We start from the raw sequence: 22,448 nt of genomic DNA, 5'->3' as shown, positions 1-22,448 counted from the left end.
CCGGTTCAGGCTCTTTGCTGAGCCTGTAGCCCTGCTCCGCTTTTCACAACAGCACGGCCCGTATACGAAAAAGCCTGAATATCCGCAGCGGATATTCAGGCTTTCGTTACCCTCTGCAGACTGAACGGCAAAGGCCAGGCCGCTCAGGATAAACGTCAGTTCATCTGCAGAGCAGCAATATCTGGGAAGCGTTCCTGCCAGCCGTCGATCAGGTCATGCTGGTCAATATCCCACGGATGGAAGCCATCCTGAAAGAACAGACGCATCGACTTCAGGTTGTCACGCAGAATGCCTTTTTTACCCCAGAAGAATTTTGTCGCGTCAATCCACTCACGCAGGCTGGGGAAATGACGGTCGGCTTTCAGCATCAGGAACTGGTAATACGCCAGACGAGAGAACAGGCCGATAATGGAAATAAACATCACGCGTTTGCGCAGTTTTTCGTTATTCACTTTCAGGCGGTAAATATCAAAGGCCACTGCCTTGTGCTCGATTTCTTCCACCGCGTGCCAGATCAGCATCTGGCGGATCGTCGGATCAACGTCATCAAGAATTTCCGGGTTTTTCAGCAGAAACTCGGCCATGGAGGCGGTGAAATGCTCCATCGCGACCGTGAGTGCCAGCTGGCGGCCACGGCCCAGTGTGCGCTTGAGCATGGCGATGCGTTTCTGCAACCGGCCGGTAATTTCGTGCATCGGAAAGCCCATCTGGTCGATGGTATTGTTCAGACCTTCATGGGAATGGCCATGATGCGCTTCCTGACCAATAAAACCGCGGATCTGTGCCAGCAATACCGGGTCTTTGATTTCGTTCTGATAATTACGCACCGAGTGAATAAAAAAGCGCTCACCATCCGGAAATAACGCCGACAGTGAGTAAAAGAACGTGCTGACCAGTGAGTTATCTTTAAAGGTATATTTACGCATCGGGGCGGCGGTATCGAACGCCATACGCCGTGGTTTAATCTCTACCGACTGCGATTTATTGTTGTGCTCAGTCATGGTGTTACTCCAGGGATAAACATATTACTGCCGGCAACCAGAGCCTGTAACGCGACGAATCGGGGGAGGCTGCCAACAGGTTCTTGCTGTAACCGGATACAGCGTCGTTGTCAGTTAAAACCGGTTAACAGTGGCCAGATAAGACATTCTGACATGCTCCGCACTATGACATACTCCGGCTGCTGCCCCCCGGTGATAAGCTTGCAGTCTCCAGTGCAAAAAGCGCAAAACGCAGTCCGGGTGTATTACGCAGCAACCGTAACAAGCCAATAACAACGAACAGGCATAACACCAGGTATGAAGACCATCGGCACCGGCGCCTACAGTATTTCCTCAGACTATCTGATTCTGCTGACCGAACTGGCCTTTGAGCGCGGTATTTCCGCTGCCGACCTGCTGATCGATTCAGGCCTGCCGGAACAGATTCTGTTTCAGCCCGGTGTGCCCGTTGGCCATGAATCCTGCCTGAAGGTTATTGAACGCTTCTGCCGCCTGACCAATGACCTCGGCATCGCGCTGGAATACGGCAAGCGCATGACCCTGTCCAAGCACGGCGCTCTGGGCTACGCCGCGCAGTACAGTGCCACCATGGGCGATGCGGCGTTAAAAGTGATGCGCTATGTTGAAACCCGCGCCCAGATTTTCGAAATCGCCCGCGCCAGCAGCGAACATCACCGCCACCTCACCATTACCCCGCGTTTTGATAATCCGGTTGCCGGCCCCTTTATCACCCTGGCCTTTCTCAGCAGCGTTGAAACCATCTGCCGCACCCTGGTCGGCAACTACGGACGCGACGCTGAAAGCTGCATTCATCTCACCTGCCCCGCCAGCCTCACCGGACAAAGCACCCTGCCGCATTGCAGCGTGATCGGAGAGCAACGCGATAACAGCCTGACCTGGCCGGCCGATGCGCTGGAGCACCCGCTGCCCTTTTTTAACCCGGAGCTGGAAACCCTGGCCGAGCAACAACTGCAGACTGCCCTCACCAGCCTGACCCAAAGCAGTTCAGTGACGGGCAAAGTACGGGAAATCCTTAACGACCGGCTGCAGGATATGCCCACCGTTGAGCATGTCGCCTCCATGCTCTGTATGTCAGCCGCCACTCTTAACCGCAAACTCAAGGCCGACAGCAGCAGTTTTCAGCAGCTGAAAGACGATGTCCGTTACCGCCACGCCCAGCGTCTGTTAAAGCAGGAAGACCTGGCCATCGACCTGATCGCCGAGCAACTGGGCTACAGCGACGCCAGTAACTTCGCCAAGGCCTTCAAAGCCTGGTCCGGCGTATCACCCTCGCAATACCGGCAAAGTGCCTGAATCCGGGGAGTTGCGGCAACCGATAGTCAAAAAGAATCAAAATCCTCTCGTCTATAAACTCTTTTAACTGGTCACACTCCCGGCTTTTCCGTATCTAAGGCCCCTTTCGCTCCGCAACGGCAGATACTCTCTATGCGCAAATCTCATGGCCCGGCCAAAAATTCCGGCTCCACCTTCGGAAAAAGCAAACAACGCCCGGCCAAAAGCCAGAGTTCGCGCCCGCCGCAAAAACAACGCCAGAGCCGCGCCGCTTCAGGTTCAGCTAACGGCCGCCGCGGCAGCGGTGACGAAGCCCGTATTATCCAGCTCTGGTCACAATGGCAGTCACAGGCGGTAAAACCGCCGCTTGACCGCTGGCTGCGTGGCCAGCTGCGCGCACCGCGCCAGGCCGACAGCGCCGACAACAGCCGCACCCTGAGCGAAGCCATGTTCAGCGCCCTGCGCTTTCAGCAACTGGCCTGTGCACTGGAAGATATGCTGAATGAACGCAACGGCGTCAGTGCCAGCCATGCCGCGGAGCACGACTGGCAAAGCTGGGATGAGCAATGGCAGCCGGCCGCCGCCGACACCATGCACCCCAGCGCGTTCTGGTACTGGATTCAGCTGCGCAGCCTGCAGCCCTGGAATTTCGTACGCATGGTGCGCCAGGACGAACAACGCGCCCACCTGTTCGCCAATATTGAACATCAGGTAAAAGCCAAACCGTTATCCCCGCTTGCCCTGCTCTGGCACGGCGTGCGTCCGTCCTTTCTGCCGCTGCTGCAACAGCGCGCCAAACGCAGCCAGTGGTCAGACAGCGACCTGCAGCGTTTCCTGCAGATGCAGAATGGCTTCCCGCCGCTGTGGTTACGCATCAACGACCTGCGCCTGAACGAATTAGCGGCCGATTCACGGGACCTGAAAGCCCTGCAGCTGCGCCTGCAGGAAGAAGGCGTCAGCGCCCAGCTGCGTGACGACCACCTCTGCGCCAGCGGTGGCCGCGGCGTCAACAGCAGCGAGCTGTACCGTAACGGCGTGATCGAAATTCAGGATCTGGCCAGCCAGCAGATTGCCGCCGCACTGGCTGCCCGCCCCGGCGATAAAATCTGGGATGCCTGTGCCGGTGCCGGCGGCAAAACCCTCGCTCTGGCAGCGAAGATGAACAACAAAGGCGCCGTCGTCGCCACCGACCTGCACCAGCACAAACTGGACGAATTAAAACGCCGCGCCAGCCGCGCCGGTGCGCGCAATGTGCGGACGTTTTTGTGGGATGCCGCAGCACCACTGCGTCTGCCACAGGAAATTGCCCGCCAGCAGGGTTTCGACAAAGTTCTGGTCGACGCCCCCTGCAGCTCCGCCGGCACCTGGCGCCGCAACCCCGATGCGCGCTGGCGTTTTAACAGCGCCGACAGCAACGAACTGCAACAGATTCAGCGCAATATTCTGACCCAGGCCGCCCCGGCCGTACGCCCCGACGGCATACTGGTATACGCCACCTGCAGCTGGCAGGTAAGCGAAAATGAAGACATCGTCAGCGCCTTCCTGCAGGCCAACCCGGCCTTCAGCCTGCAAAGCCAGCAAATGCTCGGCGCACCGGAAGATGACTGTGACTGTATGTTTGTAGCGGTAATGAAGAAGGCAGGCAGCTGAGCGGTTTTATAGCCGGAGTGACGGGGTGTCACTCCGGCTGAAGCTTAATTGGTTAGTGTTTTAATCTGTGATGTTGTAGCGATTGGGGTGGAGGGCTTAGCGCCTCATAACCGGAGCAGCTTTGCTGCATCCGGGTGCTTTGACTTGTTCAGTGCTTTTCTCCGAAGTAGGTTTCTTCGCACCTCACTGTAAGATTACTTTTCATATGCCCATCATGATCTTGTTCTTTTATGATCAGCCCCATGTCTCGGAGCTTGCTAGTTCGCCGACCTACAAGCTGATGCGTTTTATCGATGAGAGCAGATATTTCACCAGCTCTCATTCGTTTAGATTCGTCATGAAGAATACTTACGATTTCCAACTCAACTGGTTCAAGCATGATTTCTTTATCCAGTTTCTCAACTTCATCTTTGAAATCTTCCGCTAAATTAGTGATTCCACATATACCTTCAGCACACTCTGGACACTTCCATTTATAGAGCTCCAAGCTGGCCTTGATCTCCATGGGGTGGCAAGCTCCACAATAATTGCACTTAATTGTCTGATTTCTCGAAAGAAACTGATGAATTGCTCTCGTATATTCGAAACACCTTTGCTGAAAATAATGTCTAAACTCTCTACCCTCAGGGTACCCCCAAACCATTCTTTCACTTTCGCACAAACCTAAGAACAGAGCGTAAGCAATAACACCATTTCCATTTTTGTCTCTCATATTTTTATAGCGAGATACAAAAAAGTTTTGTTCCAAAGATGCAAGCACTTCTTCAAGACCAGGAATCACAGTAAAATGACTTGTAGGCGGCGTACCTTTAATATTAATAAAATATCCACCACCAACATCTCCACTAGATATTTTTCGCCTAACTTCCTTAGCCTCATTAATCAAGTACCTTAACAACTCATTTTGGTTGTGCCTATCAAGCTTATTCTCGAATGGTTCTAAGGCGTATCGATTCATTCGATCGAAGTATTTCTCTATAGTTCCTTCATAATATTTTTTGGAAGCAAGCCTAATCGAAGCGTTTGTAATTTTCTGAGATTTTGAAATTCTATCCAAATAGAGTGTATGGAGAAGATGGCCAATTATTCTAGGCACATTAAATGACGCCTGAAAAATCAGCCTCATCATTTCAATACGCTCAATCTCCGAGCTAAAATCAAAATAATCATTCATACTTACTTCAAAAGCATCAAAGCGGGCAACAAGAAGTCTTTCTGCATAACTTGCTGCCGATCTTTCCATTTCTTGAACCTCGGATGCTTCATACAAATCAGAAAAATCCAAACTAATTGTATCCGCTTTCCCAGGATCAATTTTACCGTAGTAGACTCGTCCAGGGTAGGCTGCAACCTTCAGCTTAATAGTCTCATTACTTGAATTGTTTAACGGTGACAGAACAACATCAACAAACAATCTCTGATCGACGAAGTTAAGCTCTGAAAAATCATCAAAAAAAACAACGAGCCTTAAAAGGCCAGCCTCTGATATTAGCGTTTGTATTTCTTCAATAATCTCCCCAAAAGGAAAAGATTTTAAAACTACATCAGAATATTCGTTATAAATCTCAGTATCATCCAAAGTCTTATCGAAGTCGACTGACGACTCATTCAACTCTGCGTTCATTTCTGCTTGAGTCAAGGATGCTTTACCCCCAACCCGAGCCGAATCAGATTTTTGATAAGAGTTCTCTTGTTGCTTTTTAACTCGAATCTGTTGACTAATCCTTTGAAGAATTGGAATCTCATGCTGCTCAAGCCTGGATGACCTGACACGTTCAGATATACTACTCAAACAGTGCATAAGCTCATCGTACTGTTTTTTCTTGCCCCTCCATCGATCCAATAAAGTAAGCTTTTCTGAGTTAGCTCTTATTTCTTTCAGAAGCTCAGATATAACTCGACCTAGCATTGCCTTTCTTAATAGGTGAGTGCGATAAGCAACTATCGAAATCCCCATAGACTCCAGTTCAACAACAGGCGAAGTATTCGAATCTAAGACTTCTATCAATGATTTTACGTCTATATATACCGATATTATTTCGCTTTTTCCACGCAATGAAGATTGAGCCTTAGCAAAAACAGTACTCTTCCCTGTGCCTTTCCTACCCAGTAAGAACGTCGTATTACTAGACAAGACAGAGTTAAGAACTGCGTTACCAGGCAGTGCATCCACATAGAGTTTTTCAATAGGCTTGGCACCAATATCGCTCTCGAAATCTCGAAGTTCAGCTCTTCTATACTGCCGAAGAGACTCTGAAATTTTTGAAAACTTATCTAAATCCATATTGATCCTCGGCATCCTTTAGCACTGAAAATTGTATTAGTGTACGTGCGTATTTATCTTGGGCCACGCCTTTAAGAAAGCCTGTGTAACTCACTGGCTCTTCTAAGAAATCTTTCATAACTTGAAAATCCCTTCCAGAAAGACGCGCACGCCTGTTAATTCATGTTTACTGTGCAGCTAACTTTACACCCCGCTTGTAAACCCCTCTTGTAAATCTGAGGGCAAGCTATTGATTTATTTGACGATTAAGTTACTACCCTCTGACCAAACGGGCAAGCGCGAATATAAAGCTGTCCGATTTCGTTACAAACGGTGATTGATAGCGGGCAACTGACCTGCTGCGGTAAGAAACTAACAGGAAAGTCACTCTCTGTGTGAAAAGCGGCAGTGCGGTGATGGTTTTCTGCGCCTCTGGGGCCGCCGAAGAAACCGCAGATATGTCTGATCTGTCCGCAGGGATGCGGACAAGTGGCTCCGGCCATGGATGGCCGATGAGGCGCGCGGCCAGTAAATATCAAGGTTTCAAGGGTAACGGCCCAGAAAGCGCAAAGCTGGGGTCGGCCCGCCGGCAAGGGGATAAGTTCCCCTGGGAGGCAACAGGCCAGGATGTTAAAAACACTGTTTTTTGTTATCGCCGGTGGGCAGTGCCCACCCTACCCGATGATTAAAAAACCGTTAAGCCGTGAAGCGTTTTTCAGTAACCCGCCAGCGGCTCCAACCCCGCCACAGAACGGTTATAGCGATACACCCAGGCGCGTCTTGTCAGCGCCCGCTGACCATTCTCCGCCATAACCTGCACCGGGCAGCGCACGCGCTGATACTCATGCGGTTGCGGAAAAGCCGGGCTGCATTCTTCATAGGCATCCAGTAGTGGCAACAGGCTCTGTGGCTGGCGTAAGGCGTACAGGTCGCCATTGATCCAGTCACCGCGCGGATCACAGATCAGCCCCGGATAATGAGCCACACGATACAGCCGGCCCCGGATCTGTGCCGGCCCGCACCAGCGTGCCTGCTGCTGCAGGGCGCGGCGCAGTTGCCGTAATGCCTGTTTATCGGCGGCGGCAGGCCACTTCGATTCATCCGCCAGCCAGTGCTGTTGCAGAGTACCGTAGACAAATAACCAGTCGTTCATGGCTGAACTCTCAGAATTTTGCGTGCAGTGTAAAACAGGAAGAAGAAAGAGAGGAGCAGCAGCGACGGATTGTGTCGCTGCATGCAGGCCGTTTTATGCCGGTATTATGTTTTGAATGGTATTGCTTATGTACGGCTGTTTATGTGCAGCTATTCATGCGCAATCAGGGCATTTTCGGTACCCAGAATTTCTGCTTTAAAGGTTTCGCTGAACGGCTTGGCGCCAATCCAGATTCCCAGAAACGCATCAAACAAACGTTTGCTGGCAATCACACCGCGTACTTCATTTTTAACGATAATGCGGGTGCCAACACCGGGTACGTATTCGACGTGGGTTTCGTCACCGCTTTTCATGCTGACATCGAACATCTCAATGACTTCGTCAATCGGTGCACCTAATGCCTCGGCTTCTTCGTTGCTGAGGTTCAATGCATCGTACAGCGCCTTGGCAACACGACGGCCGCTGGCACGCGGCAGCAGCGTGTGGAATACCATACGTTTGTAGCCCTCATCATTAATCACGGCCTGTTCAGAGCGTCCCGGGTTCTGCATATACAGCAAACCCACATACATATCGACCACGTAATAATATTTACGCACCGAGGCGCCATTCAGTGTCATCTGCGGAAACTCACCGGTCGCTTCAATCACATCGGGAAATTCGGTATCGGCAATGGTCCGCGCCTGAGCCTGTACTGACAGCATTAATATCAGTACAGAAAAACAGGAAGCAACAGCCATGCGGGCCTGGCAGTTAAAAAGGCGGGAAAAAGCAGCTGAGAATATTTTCATACGACACTCCTTATCATTATTAGCGCCCGATTATGTCCTGTAAGGAAAACCCACAGATCACAACAGGCAACACTGGCGACATCCTTTACCAGCATTTCTGCCCTGCACTTTAACCACTCCGGAGTATGACCGCAAGAGCACGCTTGTAAGCCTTTAGCCTGAAGAGCAGAAAGATATCCGCCCGGAATTCTCCTTCTTATTCCTGATAAAAAACCGATTAACACCCTGCCAACAACCAAAACCCCAATTACCCTGAGCCAAACAGACCCCCACTGTCATCCATTCTCTGCGTTACCCATGCTACAACAGCGGAAAATGGTCTTAACCGGAGAATGAAATGACACTGCGACTGCAATTCAGGCAGAAAAAACTGCGCGCTTTTGTACTGATATCCACGGCTTCAGCACTGCTGGCGGCCTGTCAGAACAACCCCATAGCGACCGCTCCTGTGGTCACTAATGATATGCCTGTAAATCAGCTGGCCGATAAAGAATCTGCGGTCAGCAACCAGCAAGCCGTTGCCTTTCTTGCCTTTGGTGACAGCGGTTACCATTACGATTATCCAAAACAGTCGAGCTTAAATAACCCGCAAACCCGCGAGCAATTTTTGCTCAGCGAACGCGCTGCCTGGAAAAAGAAAGGCCTGCCGCCCGCAGATTTTGTCGCACCGCCAATGCATCGTCTCAGTGGCACAGATTATGTCGTTGAGCGCACCGGACTGAATGCTGTAGCACAGGCGATGACTCAGTATTGCCGGAGCAGGCGCTGTGATTTTTCACTGATGCTGGGCGACAATATTTATCCGGCCGGTGGCGATGGCAGTGAGCGTGACGAACAGCGTTTTCTCGATATTCTCGACCTGCCTTTCCGCCAACTGGTCAGCAGCCATGATGATTTCCGTATTTACGGCGTACTGGGCAACCATGACTGGCAAACGTCCCGCGCCGGTCGCGATGCACAGATTGCCTGGGCCAGCCGTGACGAAAATAAAATGGTCTTACCACAACCCGGGTTTTATTCTTTTAATCGCGGTGATGCCGAGTTCTTTGTTATTGATACCAATTTATTGCTGGCCGGAACAACGGTTTTAAAAGACAAGCTCAACCCTGACGGCAGCGAAAAAAAGCACAACAGTCTGGAACACTATGCTGACTGGCAGAAACCACAGGGACAGGAAAAGCAGCAGTTAGACTGGCTGGAAAATGCCCTGAAGCAGTCTTCAGCACGCTGGAAAATTGTTGCCGGACATCATCCGCTCTGGTCATCCGGTGGCAGTAAGTTTGAAGAGGCCCGCGCCCTGCGCCCGTTATTAATGCCGATGCTGTGCGAGTTTGCCGATCTGTATCTGGCCGGGCATGAGCATGATCTGGAAGCGCATCAGGATGACTGCCAGCAATATAACGGTGCAAACGGAAAAGAATTAAAACCACTGCCGATTATTGTTTCAGGTGCCGCGGCAAAGCAGCGGCCAATTCATACGCCGTTTCAGGCCTATCAGAAAAAAACCTACGCTGAATATCAGGAGCTGTGGATGCAGGGCATGGTTTGGGGATTTGCGCATATCACACTTGATGATGATATTCAGGTAAGGATGATCACCACCCCCAATGATGAAAGTGGTGCCACCACAGAACAGGTTATGCTGACCTTTCCACAACGCAGCCAGCAACATTAACGGTATTCAATCGGTCGGACTGCGTCTTAAAAACGCAGCTCGGCACCGATTAACGCGCTGGTTTTATCATCATAATTATGAATAAACAGATTGAGTGTGTCATAACCAACATGCAGCTGGCTGGCAAATCCTTCGCTTCCGCCCCCCAGCGCTGCTCCGAGGCGATAGCGGCTGAGCGACTGTACGGCAATGCTGCGGTATTCTCCGGACAATCTGTCCAGCTTGCCGGCAACGCTCACCAGGCGGTTGTTTAAAGCCTGGCATTGATTAACCTGATCCTGATACTGAGTATTCAGCTGGCTGTAACGGTCACCCAGCTGCGTCTGATCCGCCACCAGTATGCGATATTTTTCCAGCTGCTGGGTCAGATCAGCATTCTGCTGCTGCAGTGCAGCAATATCGGCACTGGCTTTACGGCTGTCGTCCTGATTTTTCTGCAACAGCGCGGTGTAATTCACACAGCCGGTAATATTCTGGGTTTGCTGTACTTTAGCGGCAGGCAGAATATAAACCGTCTGACCATTAATGGTCTGCTGACTGAGATTTGCCGGTGTGATCAGCATTTCACAGGTAGTCTCTTCTGCCTGTACACTTTGCCCGGCAAAAACAGCGAGAACGCTGCTCAGTAAAGCCATCCTTGTTAAAACCATCCTTGTTAAAGCCAGCATATTGCCTCCGTCAGAGTTGTGAGGTTGCTTCCAGTTGTTTAAGTTTGGCCAGCGCATCCAGCACGCGTTGGTTTTCGTCCTGCAATGCATTGCGCTGCTCAGTATGAGCATTAACCTGACGGTTAATGTCTTCCTGCTGTTGCTGCAATGCCGCATCGCCACTGGCAAGATCCTGCTGGCGCTGCAATAACGCCTGACGTTGCTGCTCAAGTTCAGCCGATTGTTTTTCCAGCTCCTGATTACGCTGCTTCAGTTGCTCGCTGGCGTCTTTTAATCCGCTCAGCTGCTCCTGCAGGGCAGAACGTTCACTATCCAGTTTTTTTAATTTTTCCCGCGCCCGTGACACCTGCCAGAGATTCATCAACAGCAACGCTGCGCCACCGGTAAAAACATACCAGCGCACACTTTTCGGCAGTATCAGACAGGCGCCAAGCAATAAAACAAAGCCGATCACAGTATCCAGATGTTCGGCGAGCCATAAACCAATATGCAGTTTGTCCATGTTCAGGCTCCTTTATCCGTGCGGTTTTTGCGGGATTTTTCCAGTGCCTCAATAATTTTATGCAACGGACCAGTGCCCAGACCAATGGCAGTACCGGTCAGACATTCTCCCAGCCAGCCGGGAAGATAACGGCTGGAAAAATAGCCATCATAGGCGGCACCGCCAATCTGACTGTTCAGCTGTTCGATTAAGGCAAATAAATTAATGCCCAACAGCAGCGCCAGCAATATACCGATAATAATGGCGAGAATTTTACTGACGGCTTTAATGGTGAGCGAACGCAGCGTCGCCGCCGATAAAGCTTCCACTCCCTCAAGCCCCGGATAATCGGTGCGCAGATAATCGTTAACCGCTTTACTGACCTCCGCCTGTACACGTCCGGCCTGACGTAATGCATCCAGTTGTTCGCTGAGACGTTGCGCGCTGCGGTTCCAGTAACTCTGATAGCCCAGCCGCACTTCAAAAAAATCGTACAGGGCTTTCAGAATTTCCAGCAGGCGCTCCAGCAATAAAGAAAAAAACAACGCGCTGCAAAGCATAATTAATGCAGAATCAAAGCTGTCCATGCTGACCTCCTGCGGCGCTTGTGTTCAGGGCATAAATATAGGGTTTCTGGCGGAAGGCCTGCAGCCCGGCCTGAGCGGTAGCGGATGTTTGCCAGGCGTTGCAATAAGCCCCGGTACGGCTGAGTAATTCGGCAAAAGGAAACTGATTTCCCGGACACACAGTATCAGCACCTTCCAGTGCACGGTGCGGAACTACCGCCTGTGTCAGCGCGCCGGGCATTTGCGGATACAGATTCAGCCACAGGGCAATTACCCGGGCTCCGGCATCCAGCTGTGCAGCGGTTGGTTTCAGTGGGCCATAGCGGCCATCGCTGTTGGCAAAGCGGTCGTGTGGCTGATTATGAAAATTACCGTGAAAGGCAATGCCCAGCGTGCGGTCGTTGTGGCCCCTGGCATGATTACCCGCGCGGTCCCAACGGCAGAACGGACGGATACTGCCATCAGGCATAATCACGCAGTGATAACCGGTAAGCCATTTTTTCTGCCCGATAAATTCATCCACAATGGCATTAAAACCCAGCGCCGAATTCATCGCCGTGTGGTGCACAACAATCTGCTCCGGCTCACCACTGCGGCGGTGAACCTGCTCCAGACTCTGCGGATTAACGCCGCCGGCATAGTGAATATCCGGGCCGGGTAAAACACTGCCAACGCGCTCGTCGCTGGCCAGATGAATAACTTCCGGCGTCTGCGCTGAAGGCTGGCAGCGCGCCTCTTCACCCGGATCAATTACTTCCTGTAGCGCCTGCTTTTCACTGTCGGTTAAACGGCGGGTGGTTAAAAACAGCATCAGCATATGCACCGGCTGGCTGCCACCGCCAATCAATAAACCCGACAACAGAGTATCCAGCGATTGCAGCATAATGACGTGCCAGTTGCCCTGCTCCCACAGGGTTGGAATATCCATAATCGCTTGTCCGGTAAACATCGCCAACAGATGCAGATCAAAAATGCCGGCGAGAATAATGCCCAGCCCCAAAGGCGCGAGGCGCATAAATAAATTGAGCGCTGCACTTTCGCTGGATATTACCGGAATGGGAACAACGCTGATGGCTGCGTGCTGCTCGAAGGCGGCATGATCGTTATCAACACCAGGAGGGATACTGTCAGCAGAACTCTCTGCAGCTTTTAATACTGCAACCTCCGGCGCATGGCCGGCCTGCAAATGCTGCTGAATGGCTGCAGCCTGTTGCTGTGCGGTTTTCAGTGCCGCCAGTCTGGCTGCTTCAGCATCGCGTTCAAGAAAGAATTTATTGGCACGTTCTTTAACGTGTTTGAGAAGTTCGGTGAAGCGTTCGACCAATAAGGCAGCACCGGCGGCCACGGTCAGACCGTTGATAAGCAATTCCAGAGGTACGGCTTGCATACATCCTCCCTGTGTATGAGATCGTTACCGACAAGATACCTTTTTAGTACCTGTCTGACCAACTGCAGGGAGGCGTATATCCATAAAAAAACCGCCAGCCGGTTGCCCGGCTGACGGTTTTTTAACAGCGAGCCATCAGCTCACTCAGATGCAGAAAGAAGCCAGCGGCGGGAAGCCGTTGAATTCCACAGCACTGTAAGTGGTGGTGTATGCACCGGTTGAGAACCAGTACAGACGATCACCGGATGCCAGATTCAGTGGCAGCTCGTATTTGTAGTCTTCGTACAGAATATCGGCGCTGTCACAGGTTGGGCCGGCCAGAACCACTTCTTCGAGTTCGCCTTTTTTCTCCACAAACAGCGGATATTTGATGGACTCGTCCATGGTTTCGATCAGGCCACCGAATTTACCCACATCGGTAAATACCCAGCGGTGCAGACCGTAACGGTCTTTACGGCTGACCAGTACCACTTCGCTGACCAGAATACCGGCGTTGGCCACCAGTGAACGGCCCGGCTCCAGAATGATTTCCGGCAGTTCTTCACCGAAATCCTCATGCAGGAAACGGGTAATTTCTTCTGCGTAGGTTTTCAGATCGTTGGTACGGCTGATGTAGTTGGCCGGGAAGCCACCACCCAGGTTAATCATTTTCAGTTCGATGCCGTCTTCTTCGCGCAGACGCTCGAAAATTACCTTCACTTTGGCAATCGCCGAGTCCCAGGCACCGATATCACGCTGCTGAGAACCTACGTGGAAAGAGATACCGTAAGGCACCAGACCCAGATCACGCGCCAGCAGGCACAGGTCCATCGCCATATCGGTCTGACAACCGAATTTACGCGACAGTGGCCAGTCGGCAGTTTGCGAACCTTCAGTCAGGATACGCACAAATACACGTGCACCCGGAGCAGCCTTGGCGATATTACGCAGGTCAGCTTCAGAGTCGGTGGCAAACAGATTCACACCCTTCTCATAGAAGTAGCGGATATCCCGGGCTTTCTTGATCGTGTTGCCATAGCTTACACGGTCACCTGTCACACCCTGTGCCAGAACTTTATCCAGCTCGTAGCGCGAAGCCACGTCAAAACAGCAGCCACGGTCACGCAGAATGCCCAGCAGTTCAGGCATCGGGTTGGCTTTAATGGCGTAATACGTTTTCGCATAAGGAAAACTGCTGATCAGATCATCCAGCTGACGCTCAAAAATACGTTTATCGACAACCAGACAAGGGGTTTCCTGTTTGTCGGCAAATTCTTTCAGGCGAGTAAAGCTCTCGGCATCGTAGTAGTCTTCAGGTTGAACAACCATTGGGCTCGCTACCTCCTTATCCGGGTAGTGATGTGAATGAAAAAAAGTTGCGCAAAGATAGGCTTATCTGCGCGGTAGTACAGTGATTTTTCTTTGTCCTAACGATCACCTTTTCGAATCGTAACACGTCCGGCGATCAGAATCTTTGCTCAAAGGGATGCAAGTTCACCGCAATCTGCCTGCTATGTGTCTGAATCGTCCTGACAAAGCGCTACAGCCGCGTTAGTACTGCGGCAGAGTAAAACACCGGGTTTACCCCAACAACCTCTCTCAGAGCGTTATTCCGTCGCCCGAACAGTGAAATCAATTTTCAGCGCTTACATTCATAAGCCTGCTCCGCTAAGGTGTCGGGCTGTTCCACTCCTGCCTTTATATGACCAGTATGCTCAGACTCTTTGAACGTTTTGTGAACCCCTTTCCTCCGGAACACCCGCAGCAGCCACCTGCCGGAATTTTTGCTTTCTGCCGCCATTACACCCGTGGCCTGGAAGTGCCGCTGGTGTTTATGTCGCTGCTGACGGCTCTGCTGGCGGTGCTGGAAGTCATGATGTTCGGCTTTATGGGCAATCTGGTTGACTGGCTGAGCCAGCGCACACCCGACACCCTGCTCGCCGAAGAAGGCAGCCGTCTGCTGCTGATGTCGCTGATGGTCGTACTGGTAATGCCTTTAGTCGTCTTTTTCCACACCTTGCTGGTGCATCAGACGTTATTGGGTAATTACCCGATGAAAATCCGCTGGCTGACCCATCGCTATCTGTTAAAGCAAAGCCTCGGTTTTTATCAGGATGAATTTGCCGGCCGCCTCGCCACCAAGGTGATGCAAACCGCTCTGGCGGTGCGCGAAACCGTGATGAAACTGATGGATCTGGCGGTTTATATTCTGGTGTATTTCACCTCAGTACTGGTCATGGTGGCACTGGCCGACTGGCGCCTTATGCTGCCAATGCTGGCCTGGCTGGCGCTGTATATTTGTGCCCAGCTGTACTTTGTACCCAAGCTGAAACGCATTGCCACCGAACAGGCCGACGCCCGCTCCACCATGACCGGACGTGTGGTCGACAGTTACACCAATATTCAGACGGTAAAACTGTTCTCACATACCGACCGTGAAACGGATTATGCACGCGACTCGATGGAAGGCTTTATGGATACCGTGTACCGCCAGATGCGTCTGGTCACGGGTCTGAATGTGACCGTTAACGTCATTAATTACCTGCTGGCGTTTACCATTGCCGCCATCGCCGTCTGGCTGTGGATGGACAGCGCCATCAGTATCGGCGCCATTGCCATTGCGATCTCGCTGGCGCTGCGCATCAACGGTATGGCGCAGTGGATTATGTGGGAAGTCAGTGCCCTGTTTGAAAATATCGGCACCGTTGCCGACGGCATGAAAACGCTGTCCAAAACCCCGCAGGTGCAGGATAGCGCTGATGCCAAAGCGCTGAACGTAAAGCAGGGCGAAATCCGTCTGGAACAGGCCTGTTTCCATTATCAGGGGCATGAAGACAACCAGAATAAAGAGGTATTCGAGGCACTGAATATCCATATCAAAGCCGGTGAAAAAGTGGGATTGGTCGGACGCTCCGGTGCCGGAAAATCGACACTGGTTAATCTGCTGCTGCGTTTTTACGACCTGAATTCCGGCCGTATTCTGATTGACGGTCAGGATATTAAAGACGTGACTCAGGATTCACTGCGCAAACATATCGGCATGGTGACTCAGGATACCTCGCTGCTGCACCGCAGCGTGCGTGACAATATTCTCTACGGACGCCCGGATGCCAGCGAAGCCGAACTGCTGGAAGCGTCGCGCAAGGCCGAAGCGCACGAATTTATTCAGGAACTGCACGATCCGGAAGGCAACACAGGCTACGACGCCCAGGTCGGTGAGCGCGGGGTAAAACTGTCCGGTGGCCAGCGCCAGCGTATCGCCATTGCCCGGGTATTATTAAAAGACGCACCGATTCTGATTCTGGACGAAGCCACCTCCGCGCTGGACTCGGAAGTCGAAGCCGCCATTCAGGAGAGTCTGTACCGGTTAATGGAAAATAAAACCGTGATTGCTATTGCTCACCGGTTATCGACCATTGCCGCGATGGATCGTCTGATCGTACTGGATCAGGGCCGTATTGCTGAACAGGGCACACATCAGGAACTGATTGCCAAAGGTGGAATTTACGCGCAATTGTGGGCGCACCAGACCGGCGGTTTTATTGGTGAAGACTGAGACGATTGAATGTTGTGATGAAGCCGGTCTTTGCGCCCACTCTGGGCTCATTTCAGACAAACCGGACCGGCGGTTTTATTGACGAAGACTAAAAGCCGCATTAAGCCCACTGCTGTCCCGCAGTTTTTAATCAGCACCGTAACTGACAAGAACAGCATTTTTTAACATCAAGGCCTGCTGCCTCCCAGGGGAACTTATCCCCTTGCCGGCGGGGCTTTATACCTGACCGCCATGGATGGCGGAAATGCATGTTTTGCAGGAGCAAAAACAGGCCCAGCTTCGCGCTTTCTGGGCCGTCACCCTTGAAACCTTGATATTTACTGGCCGCGTGCCTCATCGGCCATCCATGGCCGGAGCCACTTGTCCGCATCCCTGCGGACAGACCAGACATATCAGCGGTTTCTGCGGCGGCCCCAGAGGCGCAGAAAACCATCACCGCAATGCCGCTTTTCAGAGCAAACAGATGATCTGAAATTTCATGTCGTGAACTCTTTTTCCGTTGAAATACGGCTGAGCGGATTATTAAAACCGGCGATCGTGCGGCGCCAGACAACCAGATGATTCTGCGGCCTTCAGAGCAAAACCCTGCCCCGGAACGATACAAATTATTGGTGTTTTAAAGTGTCGTTCCGGGGCGAATTGTTTTGCGTGCCGCATAATCATTGCAGTTGGCTGGATGAAGCCGGACGCGCCGAAAAGAGAGGATCGTAAGGAGATACCTCTCCTTACTGGGGGCCAGGGGCTTGCCCCGGAAAAGCGTTTCAGGTTGAAACACTGTAATCGATTAATGCCACAGTTTGGAGTGACGTAGTGACACTCCAAACTGCGGGACAGTAGTGCTTATTAAGCCGGTCTTTGCGCCAACTCTGGGCCCATTTCAGACAAACCGGACCAGTTGTTTCACTGACAGAAAGTAAGACAAAACATAAGAACCGCTGTATTTATACGGTGGCCGTTTATGACCCCTTGCTTTATTACTAACAGAATTGTAACTTCAACTTTATTCCCGTTATTCATAATTCGCTCCTAAGCTTTGCTTAGGGGCGTTTTTTTCATGCGGGCTTTACTTACATGCAGGTCAGTTTTATGAGCAGCAAACCGAACATTATTATCTCCAGCCTTGATCTGGAGCGCCTGGAACGTTTATTGGATTCTCTGCCAGGCAAAGCGTTTCCGGGGATGGATGAACTGGAAGCCGAACTGGAGCGGGCGCAGATTGTGGCGCCGCGTGACGTTCCGGCAACGGTGGTTACCATGAATTCCACCGTGCGTTTTCAGGTGAAAAACACTCAGGAAGAGTTCTGCCTGACACTGGTGTACCCAAAAGATATGGATACTACCGGCGGTACCATCTCTATTCTTGCACCAGTCGGCAGCGCCCTGCTCGGCCTGTCGGTTGGCGATGAAATCGAATGGCCCAGCCCTAACGGCAAGCCAATGCAGGTACGTATCGAAGAAATTCTGTACCAGCCGGAAAGTTCCGGGGAATTCCACCGTTGATTCCGCCTGCCGGATAGCGTGCTATCCGGCGTTTATTCTTCATATAGATGGCGCAGATAAAATGCGCCTTCTGCTATAAGAATCTGCCCGTGTCGCGCCTTCCTGACCCGGCTTCGTTAATATCTTTATTATTTTCACAGAAGTGCAGTATGGCAAGCGCCATTCTGTCGTTATAATGCCGCTCTGAATTCATACAGGGAGGCGCATGCCAATGAAAGTTTTATCCGTACTCAGTCGGCCGGTGAAAGAAAAACTGGCACATGCGGACCACAGGGATCTTACCAGCTCCGGCTTCTGGATCGGTCATTTATTAATGATTGCGGCCACTATTGCCGGTGTCTATCTGGCCGCTCAGGCCGGTTTGCAGCAAGCCATCCTGTTTGATGATATCACCAGCAAAGAAACCAACTACTATCTGCGTCAGTCCTTATACGACGAAGTCAACACCAATGTCGAAATTCTGCGCAAATACAATGAAGAGTATTTTTCCCGCGGAATTTCTGTGCAGGAACTGAAGCAGAACAACCCGAAAATCAGCCGTTATGTGTGGGAGACGATGAAATACTCGCCCAACACACTGGAAACCCCGAGCTATTTCCTCAGCGAGATTCAGAACTTCTACCGTAATGTGGATGATCTGATTGAGAAGCGCGAAAAGTTCACCTATGGGCCAACCTACGCGACCAAGCTGCTGGTTGAACAGCTCGATAACATGGAAAAAAACGTCTTGCCTAAGTTAGCAGCAAACAGCAATAAACTGGCAGACGAACTGATGGTCTATAACGTTGACGTCCGCGAAGAGAAGGATATTGCCAGTGAGTAATAAATATTGCCCGCGTTGCAGCAATTCTCTGCTGACGCCAATGGCCTATGAAGGTGAAGAGCTGGATGTCTGCCGTAAATGCGGCGGTATGTGGTTTGAAAAAAACGAGCTGAATTCTCTGTTATCGGCCTTTGATAATGGTGACGATGCCGTCCAGTTTGAAGAACAGCTGGGCAAGCGTCTGGGACAAACCGACGCCGACTGCCCACAATGTAATGCCAAGCTGTACAACTACCATCTGCTTGAATCTTTTCAGGTGGAGGTCGATATCTGTCATAAGTGTGATGGCACCTGGATTGACCACGACGAACTGGAAGAAGTTAAGCACTCACCACGCCTGCGTGATGTATTAAACAATATCAACCAGAAAACCAGCTGGAAAACCTGGTTGTTCCAGTTTTTGTCACAAATGCCGGTGGAATATAACGTTAAACCGCATCGTACCCCGGTGGTGACCTGGGCACTGATTATTATTAACTGCCTGATCTACTTCTCTTACGCCTTCGACGAAGAAATGACCATGCAGGTGTTTGAGCTGTTTGCCAGCACGCCATCGGGTTTTGCCCACGGCGAACATCTGTGGACACCATTAACAGCAACCTTTCTGCACGGCAGCCTGATGCACCTGCTTGGCAATATGTACTTCCTCTGGCTGACCGGTGACAACCTCGAGGATGCGCTTGGTCGCTGGCGCTTCCTTGGCTTGTATCTGATCTGTGGTCTGGGGGCCAGTGCCTTCAGTATCGGCATGAACTGGAACAGCACCATTCCAAGTGTCGGCGCCAGCGGTGCAATTGCCGGTCTGTTTGGTATGTATATGATCTGGTTCCGCCATGCCAGCCTGACCTTTATGATTCTGGTCTGGCAGAAAAAGCTGTCCGCAGCATGGTACTTCCTGATCTGGTTAGGCATTAACCTGTTTGGTATGGCCGTTGGTGGCGGTGGTATCGATTACTGGGCACACGTCGGTGGTTTTATTATCGGTGTTGTTATTGCACTGATACTGAAAAATTACGTGATGAACCGTAATCCGGTGATTGCTATGCTGGCGAAACCACACGCTCAGCTACTGCGCTGATACCTTTTAAGCGGGTCACTGACCCGCTTATTACATACTTCCGAATTAATTATTATGGCTCACGCCGGAATACAGATGATGCTGAATCGCACTGCGTAAATGTGCAGGCTGAATCGGTTTTTGCAGCAATGCCAGGCCATGACTTTCAATACGCTGCAGTGCTTCAGGCGCCGTTGATCCGGTGATGATAATGGCCGGAAACTCCACCCTGAAATGCCGCCTCAGCACCATAACAGCATCAACGCCATCACATTCATCCTGCAGGCTGAAGTCGGCAAGAATCAGATTGGGCAGACAATCCGCCCGCTTAATTTCAGCGATCGCTTCTGCTGCTGAACCGGCAATGTCCACCCCGAAGTTCCACTGGCGTAACAGCACAGCCATTGCACTGCGTATCTGCAGATCATCATCAATCACCAGTATTTTCTGTCCTCCCTGTTGCCAGATCAGTTGTTTTTCGGCCGCAGGATTAACAATTTTATGCGGATCTCCGCAGGGAACTGTCAGACTGAAAACACTGCCTTTGCCGACGACAGAACTCAGGGTAAGAGGATAATCCTGTAATTCGCACAAACGACGTACAATGGCCAGACCAAAGCCCAGCCCCTTCTCTTCTCCCTGACGGGCATTCTGCAACTGCTGGAATTCGACAAACGCTCTGTCCTGGCTTTCCCTCGGAATACCCGAACCAGTATCCCAGACCTGAAGCAAAATGTGCTCTCCGCGCTTACGGGCAGCAATCAGAACCCCTCCGCTATAGGTATAGCGCAGTGCATTACTGATTAAATTACGCATAATCCGCTCAAGCAGAATCCGGTCTGAATACACCGTGTATTCGCCACTGTGAAAGCGTAATTGCAGGCCTTTTTCGCCAGCATTTCCTTTATATTCGTCATACAGGTTCTGCAGAAACCGGCCAATATTAAAATGAACCGGTTCTGGCTGTATCACATTGGCATCCAGACGCGACATATCAAACAAAGCATCAAACATTTTTCGTAATGTGTGCAGTGATAAATCAATACGCTCAAATATTTGCCGCCGTTTTTCTCCGGTCTCGTCCTTCAGAGCATCAATCAGCAGAAACAGCGCATGCAGCGGCTGGCGCAGATCATGGCTTGCAGTTGCCAGAATACGTGACTTGGCGTAAACCGCCTCCTGAGCTTCTGCATTTTTTAGTTGCAGCTCCCGCGCCAGCGCTTCGCTTTCGTAATGCAGCCGCATTTCCGAACGCACAATCGCATTCAGGCTTCTGGCAAAATTATAAGATGCCAATAAAGTAAACAGCATCATCGCAGCCAGGACGATATACGGCAACGACCCTACCAGCAGCAGGCGTAAGATTAACGCCGCCATGATGGGTACTCCGTAAAAATAATAAAATGGTAACCAGTGGGTGCCTGCTGAAATTGAACCCACGCTGAGTGTTACTGCCAGGGTAATCAGAAAAATCTGATGAGGGTTATCGCTTTCCGGAAAAAAAGTGAATATAGCAAATGCCCACAGCAACCCCAGATATGCTGAGAGTAGCAACAGACGATTTCGCCATGTTTCTGCATATTTATACTCAACGTTTCGCTTTCGATAGGCATGAATAACAGCCAGGCGGCTGAAAATTCCCAGAATGATCAGCAAGAACCATCCTGACAACAGAATGATATCGGTCTGCTGCCACATAACAACCACAACCGCGAGAGGAACAACCGTTGTCATTAATGCCCACTCACGCATTTTAGTAAAGTAAGGCTCTACCGCAGCGAAGGTAATTCGCTGCTCTATATCAGTGACATTCACATTATTATTCCTGATTAGCGGCGAATTATATCTGCAGAAAGATCTGTCAGATCAGGCCTTCCTGCTGCGCGATATGAACGCAATCTGTGCGGTTAGCCGCATTCAGTTCAATAAATAAGGAACTGACATGGGCTTTAATGGTGTGTTCGGTGAGAAACAGAGTCTGCGCTATCTGCCGGTTTGAATAACCCAAAGCAAGGAATTTCAGCACCTGCAGCTGGCGTTTGGTCAGCTGACTGCTGGTCTGACGACGTGGTGGAATGGCCTCTATACGGCTTAGAATACTGTCCGGAACAAAAAAACCGCCCTTGAGAACCTGCTGCAAACCGGCCAGCATATCCGCACTGCCAGCGCTTTTTGGAATAAATCCAAGAGCTCCGGCTTCCAGTGCAGCTTTAATAGCTCTTGGGTTTTCCTCTCCGGACATAATAACCAGAGGAGTCCATATTCCCTGCTCACGCATCCGTTGGATAATTGAAATACCGTTCATTCCCGGCATAACCAGATCGACCAGAATCAACTCATAAGACGAGTCGGCCTCCAATAGGGCAATCGCATCTTCAGCGCTGTTAGCCGCACTTATATCGGTATTTTCAGTTATTTTTTCCAGAACATGTCGTATTCCATCAATAAATAACTGATGGTCGTCGACAATTAATATTTTCATGCATCATTGCCATAGCTCATTCCCTACTGTGCATAATGAAGCGTACAGGCAGCGAATAGTTCATCCTGTTGGTTCTACTGCCGGTATATTGCCTAAGGCAATGCCAGAGATATAAGGCTCAGG

At 51.0% G+C, this 22,448-nt stretch carries 18 protein-coding genes; 7 read left to right on the top strand and 11 right to left on the bottom strand.

What is annotated here, in order from left to right; genetic code table 11:
* Positions 1 to 155 precede the first annotated feature (155 nt).
* Positions 156 to 1,001, bottom strand: coding sequence for a metal-dependent hydrolase (locus HUF19_RS05135; RefSeq protein WP_260998792.1), 846 nt, complete (start codon positions 999 to 1,001; stop codon positions 156 to 158).
* A 297-nt stretch (positions 1,002 to 1,298) separates the two neighbouring features.
* On the opposite strand from HUF19_RS05135, the gene HUF19_RS05130 reads away from it, so the two are divergent.
* Positions 1,299 to 2,315 carry a helix-turn-helix domain-containing protein gene (locus HUF19_RS05130; protein ID WP_260998791.1) on the top strand — a complete coding sequence of 339 codons (1,017 nt, stop codon included), beginning with the start codon at positions 1,299 to 1,301 and terminating at the stop codon, positions 2,313 to 2,315.
* Positions 2,316 to 2,447: 132 nt separating this feature from the next.
* Positions 2,448 to 3,944, top strand: coding sequence for an RsmB/NOP family class I SAM-dependent RNA methyltransferase (locus tag HUF19_RS05125; protein ID WP_260998790.1), 1,497 nt, complete (start codon positions 2,448 to 2,450; stop codon positions 3,942 to 3,944).
* Positions 3,945 to 4,092: 148 nt separating this feature from the next.
* On the opposite strand, the gene HUF19_RS05120 is transcribed toward HUF19_RS05125, so the two are convergent.
* The 3 genes from HUF19_RS05120 to HUF19_RS05110 form a co-directional block, all read right to left on the bottom strand.
* The gene (locus HUF19_RS05120) at positions 4,093 to 6,228 is read right to left on the bottom strand and encodes a helix-turn-helix transcriptional regulator (RefSeq protein WP_260998789.1); all 2,136 of its coding nucleotides are present in this window, start codon (positions 6,226 to 6,228) and stop codon (positions 4,093 to 4,095) included.
* A 694-nt stretch (positions 6,229 to 6,922) separates the two neighbouring features.
* Entirely contained in the window at positions 6,923 to 7,360 is a 438-nt protein-coding gene (locus tag HUF19_RS05115; RefSeq protein ID WP_260998788.1) for a gamma-glutamylcyclotransferase family protein, read from the bottom strand.
* Between the two features lie 149 nt (positions 7,361 to 7,509).
* Positions 7,510 to 8,151, bottom strand: a complete 642-nt coding sequence (locus tag HUF19_RS05110; protein WP_260998787.1) for a chalcone isomerase family protein — start codon at positions 8,149 to 8,151, stop codon at positions 7,510 to 7,512.
* Positions 8,152 to 8,488: 337 nt separating this feature from the next.
* On the opposite strand from HUF19_RS05110, the gene HUF19_RS05105 reads away from it, so the two are divergent.
* On the top strand, positions 8,489 to 9,826 hold the full coding sequence (locus HUF19_RS05105) for a metallophosphoesterase (RefSeq protein ID WP_260998786.1): 1,338 nt from the start codon (positions 8,489 to 8,491) through the stop codon (positions 9,824 to 9,826).
* Between the two features lie 26 nt (positions 9,827 to 9,852).
* Here HUF19_RS05105 and HUF19_RS05100 read toward each other — a convergent pair whose 3' ends face one another.
* From HUF19_RS05100 to HUF19_RS05080, 5 genes are all read right to left on the bottom strand, one after another.
* A complete protein-coding gene (locus HUF19_RS05100; protein WP_260998785.1) occupies positions 9,853 to 10,461 on the bottom strand; it encodes a hypothetical protein in 609 nt (202 codons plus the stop codon).
* Positions 10,462 to 10,504: 43 nt separating this feature from the next.
* A complete protein-coding gene (locus tag HUF19_RS05095; protein WP_260998784.1) occupies positions 10,505 to 10,996 on the bottom strand; it encodes a hypothetical protein in 492 nt (163 codons plus the stop codon).
* 2 nt (positions 10,997 to 10,998) lie between these two features.
* Positions 10,999 to 11,562 (bottom strand): hypothetical protein, encoded by a 564-nt coding sequence (locus HUF19_RS05090; RefSeq protein WP_260998783.1) that lies wholly within the window; start codon positions 11,560 to 11,562, stop codon positions 10,999 to 11,001.
* The gene (locus HUF19_RS05085; RefSeq protein WP_260998782.1) at positions 11,549 to 12,928 is read right to left on the bottom strand and encodes a peptidoglycan recognition protein family protein; all 1,380 of its coding nucleotides are present in this window, start codon (positions 12,926 to 12,928) and stop codon (positions 11,549 to 11,551) included. Before HUF19_RS05085 ends, HUF19_RS05090 begins: the two co-directional genes overlap by 14 nt.
* A 144-nt stretch (positions 12,929 to 13,072) precedes the next feature.
* The gene (locus tag HUF19_RS05080) at positions 13,073 to 14,236 is read right to left on the bottom strand and encodes a type III PLP-dependent enzyme (RefSeq protein WP_260998781.1); all 1,164 of its coding nucleotides are present in this window, start codon (positions 14,234 to 14,236) and stop codon (positions 13,073 to 13,075) included.
* A gap of 382 nt (positions 14,237 to 14,618) precedes the next feature.
* Here HUF19_RS05080 and HUF19_RS05075 point away from each other — a divergent pair, with 382 nt between their 5' ends.
* The 4 genes from HUF19_RS05075 (at position 14,619) to HUF19_RS05060 (ending at position 19,864) form a co-directional block, all read left to right on the top strand.
* A complete protein-coding gene (locus HUF19_RS05075) occupies positions 14,619 to 16,463 on the top strand; it encodes an ABC transporter ATP-binding protein (RefSeq protein ID WP_260999467.1) in 1,845 nt (614 codons plus the stop codon).
* A 1,086-nt stretch (positions 16,464 to 17,549) separates the two neighbouring features.
* Entirely contained in the window at positions 17,550 to 17,963 is a 414-nt protein-coding gene (rnk, locus tag HUF19_RS05070) for a nucleoside diphosphate kinase regulator (RefSeq protein ID WP_260998780.1), read from the top strand.
* Between the two features lie 205 nt (positions 17,964 to 18,168).
* Positions 18,169 to 18,786, top strand: a complete 618-nt coding sequence (locus HUF19_RS05065; RefSeq protein WP_260998779.1) for a hypothetical protein — start codon at positions 18,169 to 18,171, stop codon at positions 18,784 to 18,786.
* Entirely contained in the window at positions 18,779 to 19,864 is a 1,086-nt protein-coding gene (locus HUF19_RS05060; RefSeq protein WP_260998778.1) for a rhomboid family intramembrane serine protease, read from the top strand. The genes HUF19_RS05065 and HUF19_RS05060 overlap by 8 nt, the downstream gene beginning before the upstream one ends.
* 45 nt (positions 19,865 to 19,909) lie before the next feature.
* Here HUF19_RS05060 and HUF19_RS05055 read toward each other — a convergent pair whose 3' ends face one another.
* Positions 19,910 to 21,658: an ATP-binding response regulator gene (locus HUF19_RS05055; RefSeq protein WP_260998777.1), complete on the bottom strand. Its 1,749-nt coding sequence runs from the start codon at positions 21,656 to 21,658 to the stop codon at positions 19,910 to 19,912.
* Positions 21,659 to 21,704: 46 nt separating this feature from the next.
* Positions 21,705 to 22,325, bottom strand: a complete 621-nt coding sequence (locus tag HUF19_RS05050) for a response regulator (protein ID WP_260998776.1) — start codon at positions 22,323 to 22,325, stop codon at positions 21,705 to 21,707.
* Between the last annotated feature and the right edge of the window lie 123 nt (positions 22,326 to 22,448).

The sequence above is a fragment of the Thalassolituus hydrocarboniclasticus genome (assembly GCF_025345565.1).
GTDB lineage: Bacteria > Pseudomonadota > Gammaproteobacteria > Pseudomonadales > Oceanobacteraceae > Venatoribacter > Venatoribacter hydrocarboniclasticus.
This window is presented reverse-complemented; position numbering and strand designations above follow the sequence as displayed.